Source organism: Parageobacillus caldoxylosilyticus (assembly GCF_019272935.1).
In the GTDB taxonomy this organism is placed as follows: domain Bacteria; phylum Bacillota; class Bacilli; order Bacillales; family Anoxybacillaceae; genus Saccharococcus; species Saccharococcus caldoxylosilyticus.
In genome coordinates this window covers 2,999,839-3,018,407 of record NZ_CP040553.1, presented here as the reverse complement: position 1 = coordinate 3,018,407, position 18,569 = coordinate 2,999,839, and the positions used below count along the sequence as shown (strand labels likewise).

Sequence of the window (18,569 nt, the reverse complement as noted above, 5' to 3'; positions counted from 1 at the left end):
CCCCCTTATTTCATTCGTTCTGCTAATCCACACCAAACACGATCAATGCGGTCGCAAAGCTGCGCCAATTGCTGGTAACACCAACCGGTTACATCGCGCCATAATCGTTCCTCTTTTTCCACCGGGACAACCCCCTGCGTAATGTCTGAACCAATCCACACAACCGTTCGTCCAGAATCTTGTCGTTCCCACTCATGCCACATTTGAAACATACGTTTCCAATAAGTTAAATCTGGAATACGCCGAATCGCTGCTTCCAATCCTTCCATTACAACGATTCGTTCGAGTATATTCACATCCGGCTCGCCATATTCGCATTCATATCCGTTATACCAAACGACATCCTTCCGTTCTGTTATTCGGTAGTAAGTGCACGCCCATTTTCGTTTTCCTTGAAAAGCACCTCCGACAATGAAATGCATCGTTTTTTCTCCTTCCACCTCTCAAGCGTCGATTGCAGTGTAAACCCGCCGCCAAATGGCACTGCCCATTCCCAAAACGGCCGTTCTACCGGAGCGTAGCGTTCCAATACGTAACGAATCGGGCCGCCATGCGTGACAACGGCGACATGCCTCGCGTTTGTTTGTTCGGCAAGCAGTATGGTTTGTTCAAGCGCTTCTTCCACCCGCCGGCAAAAAGCTTTGTAGCTTTCCCCATTGGGCGGCGCTACGGAAAACGGAGAATGCAGCCATTGCTGATACTCTTTTATTTCTTTCAACTCTGGAAAAGTTTTTCCTTCCCAATCGCCAAAATTTATTTCCCGCCATTGCTCCATTTCGCATTTCGCGCCGCAATAGTTTCTAAACAACCTCTCGCACGTTTGCCGGCAGCGCAGCAAATCGCTTGATACAAGCAAATCAACAGGCTTGAAAAACTGCAAGTCTGCTTGGAGAAGCCGTGTTTTTTCCTGACCTGCAAGCGGCACATCCGTATGTCCAATATATCGCCTTGCTTCATTTTCCGGCGTCATGCCGTGACGTATGAACGTAATAGCCAAATAATAAACCATAGCCACGTCTCCATCCCTTCCACAAACGCCCCAAGCGTATCGCCGGTAATGCCGCCAAATTGTCTTTCAAAAAATAAACGTGCAGCGAAAGCAGCAAATATGGTCCCGCATGCTAGAAAAATAATAGTGTTAAAAACAGAAAGATGGGTAGCGCATAAACATGCGAGCAAACAGCTGCCAATTGTCATTGCGGCATGCGCATCGTAACGATCGGCATGTTCCCGAAAAGCAGCAGCCATGCCGGTTTGCTTCGCTGGTTTTCCGCAAATAAGCAGCCATGCCATCGCTGTTCTCGAAAACACCGGAATAACAGCAATAAGAAATATATCAAAATCGGAACATATTGTTTCAAACATAAATAAAAAGCGAAATGAAAGCAAAAACAAAATAGATAATACCGCAAACGCTCCAACGCGCGAATCGCTCATAATTTCTTGGCGTCGCTTTACATCCCGATACGAAAAAAACGCATCGCTGACATCCATCCAACCATCGGCGTGCAAACCGCCGGCAAGCCAAACCGACAGCCACATAAGAAACAGCGCCAGAAACAGCGGAGAAAAGGAAGAAAAAGCAGAAAACAGGTAGTACATCACGGCCGCGACAGCTCCGATGATGGCGCCGATAAGCGGGAAAAGACGGACAGACCAGCGCGCTACGTCACCGTTCCACTCGATTTGCCTCCGAACCGGAATCACCGTTAAAAATTGCAACGATAATAATAACCCGCTCCAAGCTGCTTTCATCAGAACAACTCTCCTTTTTTGACCGTTGCCAACCCGTGCTGGACTAAAACAGCGACCTCCGCTTCCGCAACAATTTGCTGGTGAAGCCAGCCGAGCATTTTCATATAGTGATAGGTCCCGATATCAGCGGGTACTCCCCCGCAAAATAATTCATTGGAAACAATAATCAACGCTTTGCACGCTCCCGCCAGCCGCTCTAGCGTTTCCCACATGTACGCCGCTTTACGGAAACATAATTTTTCCTCTTTCCAGCTGTCATCACGAAACAGCTCATTGGCGAGCCAATTAGTCAAACAATCGAGCAGCACGACATCTTCTTTCGTAAACGATCCGACCAGCTGGTCAAGACAAACAGGTTGCTCCCACGTTGCCCATTGAATCGGCTGTTTCTCCCGCCGCTTTTGGTGATGGATGATGCGTTGCTTCATTTCGTCGTCATCAGCGCTTGCCGTCGCAATATAGTGCAAGGAGAATTCCGGGATCGCTAGCTTTCGCGCGTACCCTTCGGCCACTTTGCTTTTTCCGCTGCGGACGCCGCCGCTAATAAACACCATCATGTTCCCCACCGCTTTAACACATGCAATAATTCGTCATTTTCTTCTTTCGTTTTCACGGCAAAGCGCAAATAACGGCCGTCAAGACCAGGAAAATTGACGGTATGGCGCGGCACGATCCCTTCCTTTAATAAAGAAAAAAACAGTTCTTCTGTTGGACACCCCGGCCGCCGCAATAAATAAAAGTTAGCGACAGACGAAGAAACAGAATAGCCATATGCGCGCAATATGCCCGTGATTCTTTCCCTTTCTTGGGCAATCATTTGCTTCGTTTGCGCGGCAAACTCCTCGAGCGGCAAAAAACGGAGCGCAAGCTGCTGGGCAATCCGGCTTACACTCCATGGAGGCTGCAACGCCTTTACTTTTTCAATGACCGCTTCATTTGCAGCCATATAGCCAATACGCGCTCCTGCTAAATGATGGATTTTCGTTAAGGAGCGCAACACGATTAAGCGGGAAAAGTCATTCATCCACTGCATTGCCGTAAAGCCGCCAAACCAAAAAGGGTAAAACGCCTCGTCAATCACCGTAAACGTCCTTGCTTCCTCCGCCGCGGCAAGCAACGCATAGAGCTCATCTTCTTTCATCACCGTTCCCGTTGGATTGTTTGGATGGCATAAAAAGAGAACATCGACCTCCTCTATTAATTTCATTAACTCCTGTTGCTCATATTTCCAATTTCGTTCTTCCGTTGCAACAAGCAGGACAATGTTACAGCCGTGCGCCTGACAGGCGCGGCGATACTCGGAAAACGTCGGTTCGAGAATGCCGGCCCGCTTATTGGCAAACAGTTTGGCGAGCAAATAAATGCACTCGGAAGCACCGTTGGCGATAAGCAATTTTGCTGGCGATACCCCTTCTGTTTCAGCAAGCAGCTCCGCCAACTGCCGCGCCTCGGGATCGGGATACTCCATCGCCCATTGGCAAAACTCCGTTTGCGAAGGCCAAAGCGATGGCGGAAGCATATACGGGTTCGTATTGACGCTAAAATCGATGTACCTTTCCGGAAGCGGAATATTGCAGTATTCATATAGCTTGCGAGGATTCGCCCCATGCGCCGGTAAACGCAACGATCATCCCTCCTATCAACAATAGCAGCACAAACGACAAAACGGTCACCACCATAATTCGGAGCGCTCGGCGAATATGATTGGTTTGCAAAGGAACGAGCGGGTCACCGATTGTCGGCCGCCTGGAAACGACGCCGTGATACGTATTCGTTCCGCCAAGCCGCACGCCTAAAAGCGCCGCCATCGCCGCTTCCGGCCAGCCGCTGTTTGGGCTTGGATGCTTGCGGGCATCGCGAAGCAGCACGCGCCAGCAGTAGCGGAACCGCTTGCCGCTATGAGCGAACACCATGACGGCCGCTGTCAGACGCGCTGGTATATAATTCATGACATCATCCAGTCTTGCCGACGCCCAGCCGAACGCGCGGTACGTATCATTTTTATAGCCGAGCATCGAATCGCACGTATTGACAGCGCGATAAAAAAGCGCCAATGGCGCGCCGCCGATCCATGCGTAAAACAGCGGCGCGGTAATGCCGTCGCTTGTATTTTCCGCCACCGTTTCCACGCAGGCACGCACGATTTCCGGTTCATCCAAGTTTTCCGTATCGCGTCCGACAATCATGCTTAACTCGCGGCGCGCCTGCTCCATATCTCCCCGCTCGAGCGGCAGCAGCACATTCCATGCCGCCTCTTGTAGGCTTTTCGTTGCAATCGTGGTAAAAATCAGGATCGCTTCTACGACAACCCCAAAGAGCCAAGAAAGCGAATAACTAATTTTGACGGCAAGCAACGAAATGATATACACCGTTCCTGTTACTGCCGTTACCGTCACCATTCCTTTTACGCGCCGATATGCTCCTTTGTTTAACCGCCGGTCAAAAAAAGCGATAAGCGCTCCCATGCCCCGCACCGGATGCGGCAGCCAACGCGGATCACCGAGCCAAAAATCAAGCATCAATGCCAGCGCAATCGCCAGCAGATGGCTCATGAAAAATCCCTTCGCTTTCGATATCGGCGCAGCGCTTCCTTTGTTGCTTCATAAACGACGCGCCCGATCACTTGGCCAATCGGGGTGATCGTTCCCGCATACGAAAAAGCGGTGCCCGTCTGCGTCGCGGCAATGACGATGCAATCGGTCGAAGTACCCGTCGCATACGTGTTCGTCTCGGGATCAAGGACGTTTTCTTCATACAATGCCTTCACCTTTGCTTCTGTCGCCGTCATCACCGCTTGCACATAGGCAGCATCGGTTAACGTTCCATCGATAAAAATCATCATATTAATGGTTCCGATTTTTTGTTCGAATTGCTTCCGTTTCCACGCATGCGCGGCATCGACGGCATTTCCTACTCCCGCCGTCACCACCGCCCAGAGCGAAAACGCGTCTTGTTTTTCATATATGCAAACGGCATCATGTATGTCGACTGCCGTCATCATTCCAATCGTACTGGAAACAGGAAGCCCTCGTTTCCGTAAATATTGCTTCATCTCTAATTCTGCATCTTCACGGTTATAGTCTTTGGAAACTTGCCGGTTGACAAAATGGGTCGCCCATTGAAACCCCGAGCCAACAAGTGCGGAAGACAGCACTTTGAGCGGCTCCGCCGCAGTGATGGCGATGCAGTCGTCCATCGTTGTCCATGTAAGGAGTTCAGGCAGCCCCCGCTGTTCGATGGCCGACAATCCTCTTTCTGGCAAAAAGGCCAGCAGTGGCTTGGAAACGGTCGGATGTGCCTGTTTGTTTACCGGAGATTGAAACACGGAATGGAGAAGCGCCGGCTCCATCAGCTCTTCCGGCGTGCCAAGCGCAACCGCCTTCCCCTCTTTTAGCATTAAAAGCCTGTCGCAATATAAACTGGCGATATTCATATCATGAAAAATGGCAATCACGGTCAGTTTTTTCTCTTTTGCCGAACGAACAAGCTGATTTAATAGATGGAGCTGTTGGGTAATATCCATATGATTCGTCGGCTCATCAAGCAGCAGCAGTTCGGGATTTTGCGCCAGCGCCCGAGCCAAATAGGCGCGCTGGCGCTCTCCTCCGCTTAAGCGCTCGATGCTCTCTCCCGCTTTTTCGGTGAGGCCGACTTCATGAATCGCCGCATCGACCGCCTGCTCATCTTCCTCCGTCCACATCGGCAATAAACGATGCTGATGGGCGTACCGTCCGAGCTCCACCGTTTCTTTGACCGTATAGCCAAACGCCGCATCGATCGTTTGCGGAAGCACTGCGGCAAAACGAGCCCACTCTTTATGCGAAAAAGAAGGGAGCGGCCGTCCGTTCACGGTGATACTGCCGCTTTGCACAGACAGCTCTTTGCTTAATAGCTTCAACAATGTCGTTTTCCCGCTGCCATTTGGCCCTAAAATGCCAAATATTTCCCCTTTTTCCACCGTAAAGGTAATATCATAAAGCACTTGTTTACGCTGATAGCGGTAAGACACGTTGTTTACTTCCAGCACATCGATCACATCTTTCTTTTCATTCTTCGGAAAAATAATAACGCAAACAGCGGGGCGCCAATCAAGGAAGTAATGACACCAATCGGCAATTCGCGCGGCGAAATGATCGTGCGCGCCAGCAAATCGGCAAGCACGAGAAATGCCCCACCATAGAGCAAAGACAACGGCAACAACAAACGGTGGTTCGGACCGCAGACAAGGCGGACCATATGGGGAACGACGAGCCCGACAAATCCGATCGTCCCCGACACCGATACGGCCGCCCCTGTCAATAACGAAGCCCCCGTTAAAATCATGATTTTGCGGCGCATCACGTTCACCCCGACATGGAGCGCCGCCGCTTCGCCAAAGGCAAACGCATTAAGCTCGCGCGCATTCAGAAGAAGCAAGACGACTCCGAGCAGAAAAAACGGAAGGAGAAGCACCGTATATTTCCAGCCCCGCATCGCGACGCTTCCCATCAGCCAGGCAATAATTTGCCGCAATTCTTCCCCGGTCAGCGCAATCATCAAAGAGATAAGGGCGCTGAAAAACGCTCCAAATATAATCCCGGCCAAAATGATCGTCTCCACCGACATTTGCCGTTCCACGGCCCTTGTAAATAAAAGCACAAGCGCGAGCGTCGCCAGCCCAAATAAAATGCTGACGATCGGCAAAGTAAACGTGCCAAAGAGCGGCAGTTGAATACCGAAAAAAATGACGAGCACCGCACCGACGGAAGCGCCGGATGACACGCCGAGCGTATACGGATCGGCAAGCGCATTTTTTAACAGCCCTTGAAACGCCGCGCCCGCGACCGCCAACGACGCACCAACGAGAAACGCGAGCACCACGCGCGGAAGGCGGATCATCATCACGATTTGCACAAGATCATCGGGAGCATCGCCGCCGGACAGCGGCAATCCAAGCCAGGCCGAAAAAAGAATCTTGATAATAGTAGAAAAGGGAATCGATAACGAACCTATCGATATCCCTAATAAAAGCGAGACCGCCGCAACCGTTGCGGCAATGATATACATCGATGCATTACTTAAAGATTTCCGGGTAAATAACTTTTGCAAGTTCCTCTACTCCTTCAACAAGACGCGGGCCCGGACGGCTGACTAAATCGGTATTGACATCATATACCCGCTTGTTTTTCACCGCTGGAACATCTTTCCACGCCGCGCGTTCTAACACCTGTTTCGCTCCGCCGTAGGTAGTAACAATCACATCCGGTTTGTATGCCACCGCTTTTTCTTCCGTCACCATCGGCCATCCTTCCAGGCCGCCGGCAACGTTTTTCGCCGAAATGGCCTGAATCATCTCATCTATAAACGTTCCTTTTCCGGCCGTATAAATTTGCGGCGGCGGCGATACTTCCACCCATACTTTCGTTTGCTCTTCCGGTTTAATTTGTTTTGCCTTTTCTTTTATTTCTTCCAGTTTCGTTTTCATATTGTTGATAATTTCTTGCGCTTTGCCGGCAGTTCCAGTTGCCTTGCCAATCAATTCGATCGAATGGTATACATCAGCAAACGATTTCGCATCATTGACTACTAGCACCGTAATGCCTGCATCTTTCAGCTGCTTGAGCCCGTCTTTTGAGTTGTGCGCGCCTGACGCATGAGCGAGAACTAAATCCGGTTTCAACGAAATAATTTTTTCAATGTTGAAATCCATGCCGCCGATTTTTTCTTTCTTTTTCACATCTTCCGGATAGTTGTCAAAATCGCTGACGCCAACGATTTTGTCGCCTAATCCCAACGCATAGGCAATTTCCGTGTTGCTTGGAATTAAGGAAACGATTTTTTTCGGTTCTGACTTAATCGTCACTTCTTCCCCTAATCCATCTTTCACCGTTACCGGAAACGCGGCTTGCGATTGTTCCGTTTTTGTTGCTTCTTTGTTCGCAGGCGCTTTGCTTTCGTTCGCCCCGCTGCATCCGAACAATAGGCCGAATGTCAGGACGACGACAAGCAGCGCGATGTACTGTTTCCACTTTCTCATTGCTGTTCCCCCTTTTTACAGAAATAAAAAAACTCATTCCGAATGGGAATGAGCAAGAAACGGCAATATGTATGCATAAAGGCAGCCACCGTTGCCGTTTCCTACTCTCACCCCCGAAGATTAGGAAACGCATAAGCAGGCAAGGCAGGTCTACTGACTCATGCTTCATCCTACTCTGAACCTTCCCATACGGCAAACGGCGCATGCCATCGTACCGTACAGTGGCGATTTCATTTCGTCCGCATTTACAGTTGCGGGGACAGTTCTGGACTTTCACCAGATTCCCTATTAAGCCGTGCGGAGCGAATCGCTCCATTGGCACCTTGCTGCGAATGTATAAAATTGTCGAACAATTGACAGTTATAATATTAAAGGATAAGAAAAACTTTGGCAATAAAAAAATGAAAGTTTCATGGAATTCAAGGTATGTAAAAATCCCCCGATGGCGGGGGACAAAGGAACCATTCAATGATTAATATAGCGTTCAAACACAAAACCGAAGTCTTTTACCGTATATTTTGTCTTCGCGTCAACGAGCCATTGAAACGCGAGTTCATTCACTGCTTTGAAATCAGCCAAGAAATTATTTGTGTCACTTTTTACGCGCCCGAATACATTCGCGGTCAATTCCAAACTTTTGTGCGCGTACTCCAGCTTCGTTTCGTTTTCATGACAAAGCTCGGCGATGGCGAGCAGCGATTTATATAAATCTTTTAGTTCTTCTAAATACTTTTTATGAACGTCAATCGAATAGACATGGGCACCGATTTTAAATTTAATCTCCACGTCTAGATCAACGGTTCCCGCTGTTTCGAGCGACACGTCGGAAATCGGATGCTTGTAATAATCATAGCGGCGCAATACGCGTTTCTTGCTGGTTGCGCTCGTGCCATCCAAATGAATAAGCGCTTTATTCGTAAAACAATACTCATCTGATTTCGATTTAATTAAGAAATAAATCTTTTCCCCATCTTCATGCATTACGTAATCATCGGCATCAACTTTATCGTAGTTTTCCGGCTTAATGACCGAGCCGATATCACTTAATCCAAGCACATCAGCGGCGACTTTTCCAAACATCATACAGCCCCTCTCTTTAAAGGTACTTATTAGTTTATTATATCATATGGTTTTTCATTCCCGAATCTTTAGGCAAAAATAAGATCCAACGCGTTCGGAAAACGCGTTGGATTTTATCACTGCAGTTCATCTCCGAAACTAGAGTCTTTGTTTGTTAATTTTAAGAAAAGCAAATATACAAGGCCAATAGCGAGCCAAATCAACCCAAGTTTTTTGCTTAGCGGATCAAGGCTATACCATACATAGCCGATAATCACTAGACCGATAAGTGGAAAAAGAAGGTGGTTCAAATAATCTTTGCTTCCTTGTTTGCGCAGAAAATAGTTGATCACGGAAGCGTGCAAGAACAGAAATGCTGTTAATGCCCCAAAGTTGACAAGCGAAGCAAGCTTATCAATTTGCGAGGCAAAAGCGGTAGTAACAATAAGGGAAATGACAGCGACAATTATGGTGCTAACATATGGTGTTTGAAATTCTGGGTGTACTTTTGACAATATTTTTGGCAGTTTTCTGTCCCTTCCCATGCTATACAGGATTCGCGAAATAGCCGCTTGTGCTACGAGCGCATTGGCAATCCCCCATGAAAATGCCGTCGCCAAAATCGTTGTCCACTTCAGCCATGAACCGCCGGCGATTTCAGCAATTTGGTAAAAAGCAACATCCGCGTTTTTAAACGTTGTATAGTCGGGCCAAATGAGAGCGGCTACCCACGTTTGAATGATGAAAAGCACCCCTACTGTTAATAAAGAAAATACAATAGCCTTGCCAATCGATTTTTTTCCGCCTTTCGTTTCCTCGGCCAGCGTCGAAATGGCGTCAAAGCCAAGAAAACTTAACACGGCGATCGAAACAGCCCCCATTACCATTCCCATGCTAAAATGATGCGGGTCGTATAACGGCTTAAAGCTGAACTGTGCTCCGTTTACCCCTTTCGCGACGGCAATAATGCCGGTTACCACGAAAATCGTCAAAACGATTAACTCTAAAATGACGATGATTTTATTCGCTCTCGCTGTTATTTCAATGCCAAGAATATTGATCACCGTATTAATCCCAATGAACAGCACTAACCATACATAAATTGGAATTTGTGGAACAATATCAGCTAAAGCCGCCGCACTGACGAGATATAGCAAGGCTGGAACAAAAATATAGTCTAATAATATCACCCAGCCGGCAATAAAACCTACATGCTCGTTAATCCCCCGCTGTGCATAGGAGTAGACAGATCCGGCAATGGGGAACGCTTCGGACATGCGCGCATAACTAAGTGCTGTAAAAATCATTCCTATCATTCCGATAAGGTAGGCAAGGGCAACCATGCCTTTGGAGCCTTCCGCTACATATCCATAAATACCAAAAGGAGCAATTGGCACCATAAATACAAGTCCATAAATAAGCAAATCCAAAAAGCTTAATGAACGCTTTAATTCCTGCTTATATCCAAGCTGTTCAATAGTTATCTGTTCCGTCTGCTTTGCTTCCATCTGTGCCATTGCCCTTCACCCCTTTACAATTGGAATAATTCAATTTGATATGCCTCGAGCACCCAGCGTGGCACGAAGAATCGGGCCGTAACCAGCGGATCTACCACCTGGCTGATTTGCGTCTGTCCAACCGCGCTCATCAGCATTGTTAAATGATTTAATGTTAAATCGGTATGGGGAAGAAGCAAATCCACCATCTCTTCCACCGACTGCTTCACCGCTTCATCTAATGTTTTGGCAGATACGATCGTCGCGATGCCTTCCTCGTTTTGCAAAAGAGGATGTTTTAAGGAATGACCTTTAATAACGTGAAACGTAACTGTCACTTCCCCTGGAATTTCGATGCCGGACACACCGATTTCTCCGTCCCCCATCGCTGCATGCAAATCCCCTAACGCAAAAAGGGCACCTTCGACAAAAACAGGAAAATATACAGTAGCTCCTGTTGTAATGAGCTTTGTATCCATATTGCCGCCATGCGGTCCTGGTGTTCCGCAGGAAACGTCCTCACCGCTAGGAGCAACTCCAATGACGCCGATCATCGGATTTAATGGAATGGCAATTTTTTCGTTAAAAATCGCTTTATTCCCTTGAATCGGGATGATTTTCGCTTCAAACTGCGGAATCCGTTCGCCCAATACGCCGAGTCCCGGCCCAACCGCCATTACTCCTTGTCCTTTTAAATGAATTGCTTCAATTTTGACGGATAAAATATCTCCCGGCTCTGCTCCTTCAATATAAATTGGCCCTGTCGCCGGATTAATATGGTTCCAGTCAATGGAGTCAAACGGCGTATGGTTGGAAGCAATTTGATTTTGAAAGCAATCATACGTTTCAATCACCACTGTTTCTCCGGATTTCACCTTTTTGACAGGCTGGTGATGTTTACTAAACGCATAAATCGATGTTTCACATGGAATGAGCGTCATATCTCCTTCCCCCTTTTCCATTTGTTATTTCTTATTATAAAGGGGTTGATCCGCGTCCTTTTGCATTTTCTTCACTAATTTTTATAATTTCTTTATGTTTTGAATTATACGATAAATAAACAAACTGAAAAAACATTCCATTCCGTTGGTTACAACAATCATCACTTCCCCACGCGACATCATCCATTGCCAATTGATAAAAAAGAAAACGACAATTGGGATTAACATTGCCAGTCTTACCTTTCTTTGTAAATAAAACAAGGCAAGCAATCCATAAAAAGAAGAGGCAAGCATGACAAAAAAGAGCATCACCTGCTTCATAGAAAAACAATGATGCACCCAAAAAACAATGATAACGATACAAAAACCGATACAATATTTGCTTTGATCCAAGACTTTCCTATTAAACCGTGAAACAGCCTGCATCTCCATTAGCCGAAGGAGAGACTGCAGGGATATGGCAATACTAGAGGAGAAAGAGGCGAGAAAAGCAACTGTCAGGCAAAATACAAAAAAAGCGGAAGGGGCTTTAAACAGATTATGAAGCATTCCCGCTATACTTCTTCCTTCGCCTAGCTGGACTGCAAAAGGAATAAACAACGCGGTGACCGCAAGCGGAACTGCCATCCAACAAAAAGCGGCTACATGAAAGATCATATTCATCCGTTCCTTTTTCATAGCTAAACCAATGCGCCACATATATTCATCTACAATAAGCTGCCCCATCATCACTTCTAGTACGGCGAAAAACAGTGAAACCAACTGAGTTGAGTTGGCCTGCAGGAAAGAAGGAAACTTGTCTACAAGAACAGAGTAATTCTTCATAATTCCGCTCGCTAAATAATAGGACAGTGGAACGATGCAAACGGCTATATAAATCAAATATAATTGAATGGTGCCGATCTTCTGAATTCCCCGTGTACCGGCAAGAACAGCAAAAACATAAACGTATAATAGCAAAAGGAATAACGCGTAATTAGGGAGATGGAATACATGCCTAAAGAGAAATGAAGATAGCGCTGCAGCTAGTACGAGCCGGTTCACATAAAAAAGGACAATCCATATATACATAAACGAAAACGCACGAGAAGTCATCAGATCGGCAAATATATGCATCATTGACTCTTGTGGATTTTTCTGGATGGTAACATACATCATTATCTTTTTCAGCCAGTAGATCGAGAAAACACCGGCAGCTCCGATAACAAATCCCGAAACTGCCCCATACTGTACAGAAGCGTAACACGAAAACAACAACACCTCACCTGTAACAAAACGAATCAGCAGAAAATTCGTCCCTTTGCTTAGTCCTATCTTTTCTGGATAAAAATGCAAAACAGATTCAGACGAATGTTCCCCGATATAATGGATCACGGTAAGCAATAAACAAAAGGCGAGAAATAAAAGAGAGTACCAATCTATCATACATACTTCTCCTTGTATTGGGTTGGTGTCATGCCCACGTATTTTCGAAAGGAGTTACTAAAATGATGCTGGCTGGCAAACCCAGTTTCTTCCGCTATCCGTGCCACTGACCAATCCTGCCTTTTGATAAGTAGCTCTTTCGCCTTTTCAATCCGGTAATGGATGACATAGTCTTTGAAATGCATTCCTGTTTCTTCCGTAAACCGTTTGCTTAAATAAGCTGGATTGACATGAATTGCTTCTGCTATATCGTATAAACTAATTTTTTGTCCATAATTTGCGTGAATATACTCGATTGCTTCCTGGATGATCGAGGATTTTACTAACGCCTCTGGGTGTTTTTGAATAAATTTTTGCAGGGCGCTATCTAGTTCACTCTCAATAAGCGGCTTGACTAAATAATCCAACACTTCTAACTGAATGGCCCGCTTTGCGTATTCGAAATCTTGATAAGCAGTAATAATAATAAACGTCATCATTGGATGGAGCTGTTTTAACGTATGGACCAAATCTAGCCCCGATTGTCCTGGAAGATGAATATCAATGAATGCCAGTTTAAATGGATGCACCGCAGCTAATTTTTTTGCCTGCGCTGCATCTTCAGCGGCATACACTTCCCAATATGGATACTTCCGTTTCACCAAATACGTTAACTGTTCCAGCTCCAAATATTCATCATCCACGACCAGTACTTTCATCTTTCTTCACCTGGCACGTAAGGCCAAACGATAAGCGCCTCTGTCAAGTCGCGCTTATTTTTTTGCAATGATATTCTTGTTGGCATATCAAATAGAAGATTGAACCGCTTCCTTAGATTGTCCAATCCTATCCCACCTTTCTCTACAGATACAGCTTGTCCCTCGTTTCCATTGTCGCAAACCCGCAAATAAAGCCAATTTCCCTCGCGGGATAATGTAATTTCTATATATTTTTCTCCTATTTTCTTCTCTAGTCCATGTTTAAACGCATTTTCTACCAACGTTTGCAATGTATATGGAGGAATTAGTGCTCTTTCCGCCTCTTTATCGACACGCACCAATGCTGTTAATTTCCGGCCAAACCGTAGTTTCTGTATCGCTAAGTAGTTTTTCGTATAGGCTAATTCTTCTTTTACGGGGATAAGCGCTTCTTTCGATTGATAGCTATATCGCAAAAATAGTGACAAATGTTCCATCCCTTTGACCATTTCTTCATTTTTTCCTAACCTAGCCAATGAAATAAACGCATTTAGCGTGTTAAATAAAAAATGCGGCTGAATTTGCTGATGCAGTTGCATGTACTTACTTTGCTGCAACTCTTTCTCGAGGCGCACACGCGCATTTTCCAACTGCAAATAGTCGATTTCTTTTTCTCCCACACTCAACAATGAGAGCATGATAAGAGAGGTAAGTGGCAATAATACACTAACAAAAATCAAAATACGAAACCATTCTTCGGTAATCATCCCCTTCCTCCTTTCCTCCCTTTTCGCTGCACAATAGTTTGATAACAACGTACACCATTTTATATACAATATCAAATATTTCGACATATTCAATAAAAAGGAAATTATAGCTATTTTGGAAATAATAATGAGAATGTTGTTTGCCAACACTCCATCTTGTTCCGTTTGTGGCAAAGCGGTTGCAAAATAATGAACCGATTTATGTTTATATGGGCTATCCTGAGTACAGAGGAATGGTAGAAAATAAACCTCTCCCACCTTCATTCTATTTAGAGGCGGGAGTTTCTTGCCATCTCCATCGAAGAAGCTTCTGCATAGAAGAAGGAGGTTTCCTTCCGCTCGATGGCTTCATCGGAAGTCTTCCTAAGGGATTCCGTAAGCAATATCGGTCCTGTTCTAATCCTTCTAACTACTTCTCGCTTATGCAATACGTAGATATGTTCACTTTTAGGAATCAATTTTCTAGCAAGAAGGAACAATCTGTTTAGAAAAAAAGAAGAAGGAATAACGCTCCTTCTTCGTTTACACAGTGAGGCTTTCACATTATCTTTTTATCGCAGCGGCGATCTCGCCATACGAATATATGTATGACGCTTGCCGCGGATGGCAATCGAATACGTCATAATGTTTTCCGGAATGGCGATACCGTGGTAGCCAGCGTCGCCGATATGGTACAGATCAGCGCCGGCCATTTTGCTTGCGAGTGCGATTTGACGGATTGTATCCTCGTCAGCCCCTTCCTGGCTCGTGCCGATCGTCAGCATCGCCAGCGCCCCATGTTCATGGGCAGCGCGGACGAGGCTCGCTATTTTTTCGGGAGTTACACCAGGCACGGTGCCCGGCGCCGGCATAAGGACAACATCGGCCCCCGCTTGAACGAAGCGCAGCACCACGTCTTCCGATATAATGCCGCCTCCCGTTTCCCCGGCCACGCCAGCCCCATGCATTTTCCCGGCGATAATGAGACCGCATTCGCCAAAAACATCACGGGCTGTTTCGATCGCGCGGATAATTTCATTATTTGTCACGCCTGTTTTCGGGTTTCCGGTTAGGCATATAAAATCAAAACCTAGACGTTTTGCTTCTTGCAGTGATTCTTCTGTTGCCATCCTTCCTTTTGGAAGAGAAGCAAGACTCTCTAGCTGCTTCGCGTTCGGGTCAACAGGCTCCAAATTGACACCAATTGGACACCCCGTTAACTGCTTCAGACGCTTCACCATTTGATTTGGCTCCTTCGTATCCAACCCGTTCACCAGCGGCTGAAACACATCAAACATGTTTAATAGAAGCAAATCCGCGCCAAACGCCGCGGCCAATTCCGCATTCGTCACCGCCGGATAAAGCGGGGCAACGGAGCCGATCACTTCCGCGACGATCGTTCTTCCTTCTGCTGCCAGAATCGATTGTTTCAGCTCTTTTCCGTTCATACGGCAAAAATCCGAGGCGCTGCAGTCTAGCAACCGCTTCATTAGCAAATTCCTCCTTGATCTATTAATATCTCTATGAAAATAGAGATTCCAGCTCTTCTCTGCTAACGAAAAGAGCTGGAACGCTTTCCTCTTGGTTATAGCTTTTTCAGCTCGCTGGCGACAAACTCGACATCCGTGCCGACAACGACCTGCACATCCGTTTGATTGAGGCGGATGACTCCTTTTGCTCCTAAACGTTTCAGTTCGTCCTCATGGACTTTCGACATATCTTTTACTTTTAAGCGCAGGCGGGTCACACAGTTGTCGATCTGGATGAGGTTATCTTTACCGCCCAGCGCTTCCATATACTTCACCGCGACATCTTTGTAGCCGCCGCCCCATGTCGCTGCGTCGCTTTCCGTAAATTCGCCTTCGATTTCTTCACGGCCAGGCGTTTTTAAATCTAATTTGACAATCAAGAAATAGAACACAACGTAATAAACAACAGCATAGATAATTCCTTGCACGATTAATAGATACGGTTTTTGCGCAATTCCATAGTTTAAGAAAAAGTCAATCGCACCGGCAGAAAACGTAAATCCGTGGTGGATGCCCAGCATTGTCGCGATCGCCAACGAAAGACCTGTTAATACAGCGTGAACGACATAAAGCAATGGCGATAAAAACATAAACAAAAACTCAATCGGTTCGGTAATTCCCGTTAAAAAGGCAGTGAGCGCCACGCTGATGAGCGCACCGGATACTTCTTTGCGCCGCTCTTTTTTTGCTGCGGCAATCATTGCGAATGCTGCGGCTGGAAGACCAAACATCATAATCGGGAAAAATCCCGCCATGAAAATTCCGGCATCTGGATCCCCCGCGAAGAACCGCCATAAATCCCCTGTTTTTCCGTTGTACTCGCCAAACACAAACCATACGAAGCTATTTAAAACGTGATGCAAGCCAACCGGAATGAGCAATCGGTTCAAGAAGCCGAAAACGCCTACCCCAAGCGCTCCAGCACCGACGATCCATTTGCCGACCGCGTTAATGCCGTCCTGAATCGTCGGCCATACATATCCAAAGATCAGTGCCAATATAAGCATGACAAACGAGGTCACAATTGGGACGAACCGCTTGCCCCCAAAAAATCCAAGCCAATCCGGTAACTTAATATTATGGTAGCGGTTATACAGCAATCCGGCAATCACACCGGAAATGATTCCCCCTAGTACGGACATGTTAATATCTTTATCAATGGCAGTGGCCCCTTTTGTTAACACAAAGTAGCCGATCGCCCCGGCCAGCGCCGCCGCACCGTTTCCGTCTTTGGCAAAGCCAACAGCAACCCCGATCGCAAAAATGAGAGGCAAGTTCGAAAAAACAGCATCCCCCGTCGCGGCGATAAACGGAATATCCAATAAATCCGGCTGTCCTAAACGAAGCAATAATCCCGCTGCCGGCAGAACGGCAACCGGAAGCATAAACGCTTTTCCAAGCCTCTGTAAAAATCCTAACATTGAAATTCCCCCTCTTTTATTTTGAACGTTCCATCTCAATCGTTAATTTGTAGCGGTCACCGCGGTAAACCGATTTGACGACTTCTAACGGCCGGCCGTTATTTAAATAACTTCTGCGCTGCATAAGAAGCACCGGCGCTCCTTCTTTCACTTGCAACAGCTCCGCCTCCATCTTGCGGGCGACAGAAGCCTCAATTACTTGCACGCCCGATTGAATGATTAACCCCAATTCTTTTTCAATAAAATCATAAACGGAACCGTTTGCAATTTCGCGGGTTAAATGTGGAACGAGCATACATGGAATATATAATGTTTCGAGCGCCATTGGCAGCTGATCAGCAAGACGGATGCGGCGAATTTCGTAAAGGTTCGCTCCTTCGCGAACATCGAGCAGCTGTGCTAACGACGTGCTGGCAGGAACAATGTTGAAAGCCAACACGGTTGTTCCCGGTTCCATGCCGCGTGCGCGCATATCTTCGGAAAAGCTCGTCAACCCTTTCAGCGGCTGTTCGATTTTCATCGCGGCGACAAACGTTCCTTTGCCCCGTTTTCTTACTAAATATCCATCATTCACTAAGTTATTGATCGCTTGGCGGACGGTCATTCGGCTAATGTCGTAGGTTTCTGCCAGCTCGCGCTCGGATGGAATCATTTCCCCCGGCTTGAGCTGCCCTTTTTCGATCATTTCTTTAATTCCTTGTTCCAACTGGTAATAGATCGGAAGTGGCGAGCTTTTGTTAATCATTTTGCATGCACCTTTCGTTTTTCATCTGGCACAAGCGACAATGCTTCTTGATCGGCAATCACCGTAACGTTCGGGTGGGTGTGAAGCACCGATGCCGGCATATCTATAGTCACGGTTCCTTCGAACAACTTCGCCATAATTGGCGCCTTCGCCGTTCCGGCCGCTAATAGCAATATATGCCGGCTTTTTAAAATCGTTGCAATGCCCATCGTAATCGCCTGGTGAGGTACATCTTCTAAGGATGGGAAAAAGCGGGCGTTCGCTTGCCGTGTTGATGGCGCCAGCTCGACGACATGTGTTGGTGTCGAAAACGATGTCCCCGGTTCGTTAAAACCGATATGCCCGTTTCTTCCAATTCCTAATAGCTGTAAATCAATTCCTCCCAAGTTTTCAATGAGCTGTTCGTAGCGCTGACATTCCGCTTCCACATCATCGCTCACCCCATTTGGAAGATAGGTTTGCGAAAGCGGAATATCGATATGGGAAAATAAATGTTGATTCATATAGTAACGATAGCTGTTCGGATGATCGGGCGACAAACCAATATATTCATCTAAATTAACCGTGCGAACGTTTCGATAAGATGTTCCATTTTGGCGATGATCCTCGACTAATTGTTTATATGTGCCGAGCATTGTCGATCCCGTGGCAAGGCCAAGAACGGCATCGGGTTTTTCCTTTACTTGGGCAATGATGATTTCAGCCGCTTTTTGACTCATCTCCTCATAGTTGGCTGCTTCGATCAGTTTCATCGTCCGA

General features: G+C 46.6%; 19 protein-coding genes and 1 riboswitch. All 19 genes read right to left on the bottom strand.

What is annotated here, in order from left to right:
- Window positions 1–5: 5 nt before the first annotated feature.
- The gene (locus BV455_RS15525) at window positions 6–422 is read right to left on the bottom strand and encodes a bifunctional adenosylcobinamide kinase/adenosylcobinamide-phosphate guanylyltransferase (protein WP_042410959.1); all 417 of its coding nucleotides are present in this window, start codon (window positions 420–422) and stop codon (window positions 6–8) included.
- Window positions 356–1,009, bottom strand: coding sequence for a histidine phosphatase family protein (locus tag BV455_RS15520; protein WP_042410962.1), 654 nt, complete (start codon window positions 1,007–1,009; stop codon window positions 356–358). The genes BV455_RS15525 and BV455_RS15520 overlap by 67 nt, the downstream gene beginning before the upstream one ends.
- On the bottom strand, window positions 967–1,755 hold the full coding sequence (gene cobS / locus BV455_RS15515; RefSeq protein WP_061579934.1) for an adenosylcobinamide-GDP ribazoletransferase: 789 nt from the start codon (window positions 1,753–1,755) through the stop codon (window positions 967–969). Before cobS ends, BV455_RS15520 begins: the two co-directional genes overlap by 43 nt.
- A complete protein-coding gene (locus tag BV455_RS15510) occupies window positions 1,755–2,312 on the bottom strand; it encodes a bifunctional adenosylcobinamide kinase/adenosylcobinamide-phosphate guanylyltransferase (protein WP_042410966.1) in 558 nt (185 codons plus the stop codon). Before BV455_RS15510 ends, cobS begins: the two co-directional genes overlap by 1 nt.
- Window positions 2,309–3,379 (bottom strand): threonine-phosphate decarboxylase CobD, encoded by a 1,071-nt coding sequence (gene cobD, locus BV455_RS15505; RefSeq protein ID WP_042410968.1) that lies wholly within the window; start codon window positions 3,377–3,379, stop codon window positions 2,309–2,311. Before cobD ends, BV455_RS15510 begins: the two co-directional genes overlap by 4 nt.
- The gene (gene cbiB / locus BV455_RS15500) at window positions 3,336–4,307 is read right to left on the bottom strand and encodes an adenosylcobinamide-phosphate synthase CbiB (RefSeq protein ID WP_042410969.1); all 972 of its coding nucleotides are present in this window, start codon (window positions 4,305–4,307) and stop codon (window positions 3,336–3,338) included. Before cbiB ends, cobD begins: the two co-directional genes overlap by 44 nt.
- Window positions 4,304–5,788 carry an adenosylcobinamide amidohydrolase gene (locus BV455_RS15495; protein WP_042410995.1) on the bottom strand — a complete coding sequence of 495 codons (1,485 nt, stop codon included), beginning with the start codon at window positions 5,786–5,788 and terminating at the stop codon, window positions 4,304–4,306. Before BV455_RS15495 ends, cbiB begins: the two co-directional genes overlap by 4 nt.
- The gene (locus BV455_RS15490) at window positions 5,788–6,843 is read right to left on the bottom strand and encodes a FecCD family ABC transporter permease (protein ID WP_042410971.1); all 1,056 of its coding nucleotides are present in this window, start codon (window positions 6,841–6,843) and stop codon (window positions 5,788–5,790) included. The genes BV455_RS15495 and BV455_RS15490 overlap by 1 nt, the downstream gene beginning before the upstream one ends.
- A complete protein-coding gene (locus BV455_RS15485) occupies window positions 6,809–7,771 on the bottom strand; it encodes an ABC transporter substrate-binding protein (protein ID WP_017435326.1) in 963 nt (320 codons plus the stop codon). Before BV455_RS15485 ends, BV455_RS15490 begins: the two co-directional genes overlap by 35 nt.
- Before the next feature lie 126 nt (window positions 7,772–7,897).
- Window positions 7,898–8,111: riboswitch (cobalamin riboswitch) on the bottom strand.
- Window positions 8,112–8,236: 125 nt separating this feature from the next.
- On the bottom strand, window positions 8,237–8,851 hold the full coding sequence (locus BV455_RS15480; protein ID WP_042410975.1) for a PH domain-containing protein: 615 nt from the start codon (window positions 8,849–8,851) through the stop codon (window positions 8,237–8,239).
- Between the two features lie 116 nt (window positions 8,852–8,967).
- On the bottom strand, window positions 8,968–10,347 hold the full coding sequence (locus BV455_RS15475) for an APC family permease (protein ID WP_017435324.1): 1,380 nt from the start codon (window positions 10,345–10,347) through the stop codon (window positions 8,968–8,970).
- Between the two features lie 14 nt (window positions 10,348–10,361).
- Complete coding sequence (locus BV455_RS15470; protein ID WP_081161260.1) at window positions 10,362–11,267, bottom strand: acetamidase/formamidase family protein; 906 nt, start codon at window positions 11,265–11,267, stop codon at window positions 10,362–10,364.
- Window positions 11,268–11,348: 81 nt separating this feature from the next.
- Entirely contained in the window at window positions 11,349–12,692 is a 1,344-nt protein-coding gene (locus tag BV455_RS15465; protein WP_017435322.1) for a hypothetical protein, read from the bottom strand.
- Window positions 12,689–13,390, bottom strand: a complete 702-nt coding sequence (locus BV455_RS15460; protein ID WP_017435321.1) for a response regulator transcription factor — start codon at window positions 13,388–13,390, stop codon at window positions 12,689–12,691. The genes BV455_RS15465 and BV455_RS15460 overlap by 4 nt, the downstream gene beginning before the upstream one ends.
- The gene (locus BV455_RS15455) at window positions 13,387–14,136 is read right to left on the bottom strand and encodes a sensor histidine kinase (RefSeq protein ID WP_017435320.1); all 750 of its coding nucleotides are present in this window, start codon (window positions 14,134–14,136) and stop codon (window positions 13,387–13,389) included. Before BV455_RS15455 ends, BV455_RS15460 begins: the two co-directional genes overlap by 4 nt.
- A 551-nt stretch (window positions 14,137–14,687) precedes the next feature.
- The gene (locus tag BV455_RS15450) at window positions 14,688–15,605 is read right to left on the bottom strand and encodes a DUF7916 family protein (protein WP_218687379.1); all 918 of its coding nucleotides are present in this window, start codon (window positions 15,603–15,605) and stop codon (window positions 14,688–14,690) included.
- 95 nt (window positions 15,606–15,700) lie between these two features.
- Window positions 15,701–17,065: an N-acetylglucosamine-specific PTS transporter subunit IIBC gene (gene nagE, locus BV455_RS15445; protein WP_218687378.1), complete on the bottom strand. Its 1,365-nt coding sequence runs from the start codon at window positions 17,063–17,065 to the stop codon at window positions 15,701–15,703.
- Window positions 17,066–17,081: 16 nt separating this feature from the next.
- Complete coding sequence (locus BV455_RS15440) at window positions 17,082–17,810, bottom strand: GntR family transcriptional regulator (RefSeq protein WP_218687377.1); 729 nt, start codon at window positions 17,808–17,810, stop codon at window positions 17,082–17,084.
- The gene (gene nagB / locus BV455_RS15435) at window positions 17,807–18,562 is read right to left on the bottom strand and encodes a glucosamine-6-phosphate deaminase (protein WP_042410988.1); all 756 of its coding nucleotides are present in this window, start codon (window positions 18,560–18,562) and stop codon (window positions 17,807–17,809) included. Before nagB ends, BV455_RS15440 begins: the two co-directional genes overlap by 4 nt.
- Window positions 18,563–18,569 lie beyond the last annotated feature (7 nt).